The organism is Pseudomonas sp. SDO55104_S430 (assembly GCF_054070595.1).
Map to the genome: position 1 here is coordinate 1 of NZ_JBSVXG010000365.1, position 3778 is coordinate 3778.

3 protein-coding genes are annotated in these 3778 nt (G+C 63.0%); 2 read left to right on the top strand and 1 reads right to left on the bottom strand.

What is annotated here, in order from left to right; genetic code table 11:
- Positions 1 to 83: 83 nt before the first annotated feature.
- The gene (locus ACW9JE_RS29440; RefSeq protein WP_457434760.1) at positions 84 to 2486 is read right to left on the bottom strand and encodes a glucose/quinate/shikimate family membrane-bound PQQ-dependent dehydrogenase; all 2403 of its coding nucleotides are present in this window, start codon (positions 2484 to 2486) and stop codon (positions 84 to 86) included.
- Between the two features lie 342 nt (positions 2487 to 2828).
- Between ACW9JE_RS29440 and ACW9JE_RS29445 the strand changes: the two genes are divergently transcribed.
- On the top strand, positions 2829 to 3059 hold the full coding sequence (locus ACW9JE_RS29445; RefSeq protein WP_007903672.1) for a VF530 family protein: 231 nt from the start codon (positions 2829 to 2831) through the stop codon (positions 3057 to 3059).
- 2 nt (positions 3060 to 3061) lie between these two features.
- Positions 3062 to 3718, top strand: coding sequence for a Pr6Pr family membrane protein (locus ACW9JE_RS29450; RefSeq protein ID WP_457434761.1), 657 nt, complete (start codon positions 3062 to 3064; stop codon positions 3716 to 3718).
- Positions 3719 to 3778 lie beyond the last annotated feature (60 nt).

Below are 3778 nucleotides of genomic sequence, written 5' to 3' on the forward strand. Positions count from 1 at the left end.
GCGGGGCATCAGGTGCCCCGCGTTATCGTTGACGACCATCGCGAGCATGCTCGCTCCTACAGGAGAGGGGTGGCGCTGAAATACTATTCGGACAATTTGTAGGCCATCACGTAGTCGCCCTGTTTGGTGCCCAGCGAGCCATGACCACCGGCAACCACCAGCACGTATTGCTTGCCGTCCTTGCCGGTGTAGGTCATCGGGGTGGTCTGCGCGCCGGCCGGCAGGCGGCCTTCCCAGAGCTGTTTGCCGTTTTTCACGTCATAGGCGCGCAGGTACTGGTCCAGCGTGCCGCTGAGGAAACCCACGCCGCCGGCGGTGGTGAAGGTGCCGCCCAGGCTGGGCACGCCCATGCTCAAGGGGATCGGTACCGGCGAGCTGTCCCGTACGGTGCCGTTCTTGTGCATCCAGAGGGTTTTTTGCGTGGTCAGGTCGATCGCGGCCACGTAGCCCCAGGCGGGTGCCTGGCACGGCAGGCCCATCGGCGACAGCAGCGCTTCGAGGACAACGCCGTACGGCGCGCCCTTGTTTGCTTGCACGCCTTCGGTTTCGCTTTTGCGCGGACCCTGGGCGGCGATGTTGGCAGCCGGAATCATCTTCGATTTGAACGCCATGTAGCTCGGGTTGACGAAGGCGATCTGGCGCACCGGGTCGACCGCAATCCCGCCCCAGTCGAACACCCCGAAGTTGCCCGGGTAGACGATCGAACCCTGCAGCGAAGGCGGGGTGAACGGGCCATCGTAGCGCATGGATTTGAAGTCGATCCTGCACAGCAACTGGTCGAACGGCGTCACGCCCCACATGTCGCGCTCGCGCAGCGGTGGCGGCATCAGGTTGAGGTCGGATTTCGGTTGGGTCGGCGAGGTGCGGTCGCCTTCCACCGCGCCTTGCGGCACCGGAATTTCATTGATCGGCACGATGGCCTGGCCGGTGCTGCGGTCCAGCACGTAGATGCTGCCCTGCTTGGTCGAGGCCAGTACCGCCGGCTTCACGCCGTCGGCGGTTTTCAGGTCCATCAGGGTGGGTTGGCCGCCGACGTCCATGTCCCACAGGTCATGGTGGGTGAACTGGAAGTGCCAGCGCACCTGGCCGGTGGCGATGTCCAGAGCGGTCAGGCCGGCGGCGTGCAGTTCCGATTCAGGGGTACGGGCGCCACCGAACTGGTCCGGCGTCTGGTTGCCCATCGGCAGGTAGAGCATGCCGAGCTTTTCATCGACGGCGAACATCGACCACATGTTCGGCGAATTGCGGGTGTAGGTCTCGCCCGCAGTGATCGGCGTCGTGTCGTCAGGTTTGCCGCTGTCCCAGTTCCACACCAGTTTGCCGCTGTGCACGTCGTAGGCGCGGATCACGCCGCTGGGTTCGTCGGTGGAGACGTTGTCGGTGACATGGCCGCCGATGACCACCAGGTCTCTGGTGACGGCGGGCGGCGAGGTGGAGTAGTAACCACCGGCAGTGAAGCCGCCGATGTTGGCGCTCAGGTCGACCTGCCCCTGGTCACCGAAGTCTTCGCACATCTTGCCGGTGTCGGCGTTGAGGGCGATCAGGCGGGTATCGGCGGTCGGCAGGAAGATCCGCCGCGGGCAGTTGTTTTCCACCGGCGGGTTGGCGCTGCCGGTGGGGCTTTGTTGGGAGGCATACACCGCGTCATCGTGATAGCTCACGCCACGGCAGGTCATGTGTGCCCAGCCCTTGAAGTTCGCGGCTTTCTGCGTGGAGAGCTTGGGATCGAAACGCCAGATTTCCTTGCCGGTGTCCGGATCCAGCGCGATCACCTGGCTGTGGGGCGTGCAGACGTAAAGCATGCCGTTGACCTTCAGCGGGGTGTTTTCGGCGGTGGTTTCCCCCGGATCGTTCGGCCCTGGAATGTCGCCGGTGCGATAGGTCCAGGCCGGCACCAGTTTATGCGCGTTCTGCGGAGTGATCTGCGCCAGTGGCGAGTAGCGGTCGCCGTGGGCGCTGCGACCGTAGGAATTCCAGTCACCATCGGCCATGGCCGGCGCGGTGTTGGTCATGCCCGGTACGCTGTCGCGGTCCAGCTGACCCTTGATTTCGCCGGGGTTGGTGAACTGGCTGGCCAGTGCCGTAACGCCGGCGAGCACTACCGCCACGCTCAAGGCGCCGGTGCCCATCGATGCTGGACCCTCAAGCGGGCGACGGAACCACGGCAGCAACATCACGATGCCCAGGGCGAACAGCATTGCCAGGCGCGGCACCAGTTGCCACCAGTCCAGGCCCACCTCCCACAGCGCCCATACCGTGCTGGCGAACAGCACCAGCGCGTAGAGGCCCAGGGCGGCGCGGCGGGCGGTGATCAACAGCACGCCGCTGAGCGCCAGACCGATCCCGGCCAGCAAGTAATACCACGAGCCGCCGAGCAGGCTCAGGCGGACTCCCAGGACCAGCATGACCAGCCCCATCAGCACCAGCAGGATGCCCAACAGGCTCGGCAGCAGGCGGTTTCGACCCAAAGCACCTTCAGCGTTCATGGTGAAATTCTCCTTGATGTTGCGCGTAGTCCTGAACGGTTCACAGTAGATGACGGTCCTGCGCGGGCATGGTTCCCCTCGTCATCTCACCAAACCTGCGAACAACCACCAAACCCGTAGGAGCGAGGCTTGCCCGCGAAGAGGCCGGCACCTTCAACATCGATGCTGGCTGGCCGGACGCCTTCGCGGGCAAGCCTCGCTCCTACAGGTCTGTGTTTTCACAGGTCTGTGTTCCAACAGTGGGTTGCGGTTGCAGCTACATTTACTCAGAGTGCTTCCCCCAATCGAAACCCTCGGCTAAGGTGCGCGGCTTCCCATTCTTTCCCTGCTTGAAGGCCCGGCATGACCGAACAGAACAACAACCCGCTGCACGGCGTGACGCTGGAGCAAATTCTCAACGCGCTGGTTGAACACTACGAATGGTCGGGGCTGGCCGAGCGCATCGATATCCGTTGCTTCAAGAGCGATCCGAGCATCAAGTCGAGCCTGACCTTCCTGCGCAAAACCCCCTGGGCGCGGGAGAAGGTCGAACGCTTGTACGTCAAGTTGATGCGCACCAAGCGCCCGCTCTGAACATGGCGATACCCTCAGTCATGCGGCGGCGTTTTGTGGCCGTTGCGGCTGTCCTTGGCTGGGTCGGTTTGAGCATTCAGCTGTACCTGATCTTCTATTCACGCTGGACCATGGCAGCCAGCCTGCTGGCGGGGCTGGTGAGTTTCTTCAGCTATTTCACCGTGCTCAGCAACACCCTGGTGGCAACCGTGCTGACCTGTGAGCTGACGTCCCGTGAATCCGCCGCGCGCCGCTGGTTTCTGCAGCCGTGGGTGAGCAGCGGGATTGCGGTGAGCATCGTCGTGGTCGGCATCGCCTACAGCCTGTTGCTGCGCCATCTGTGGCATCCCGAAGGCTGGCAATGGTTGGCGGACGAGTTGCTGCATGACGTGATGCCGCTGCTGTTTCTGATCTATTGGTGGTGCTGCGTGCCCAAGGGCACCTTGCGGCTGGGGCATATCGCGCTGTGGGTGATCTACCCGTTGGCGTATTTCGCTTATGCCTTGCTGCGCGGGCATCTGCTGGCGACGTATCCGTATCCGTTCATTGATGTGGAGAAGCTGGGTTATCCACAGGTGTTTATCAATGCCGGGGGATTGTTGCTGGGGTTCGTGGGGGGGTCGCTGGTGATGATCGGGTTGGATCGGTGGTTTGGGCGCAAGGATATCGATTTGCGGTGATTGTGCTGCCGCTTTCGCGAGCAAGCCCGCTCCCACAGGTCTTGCACAAGTTCAGGAAGT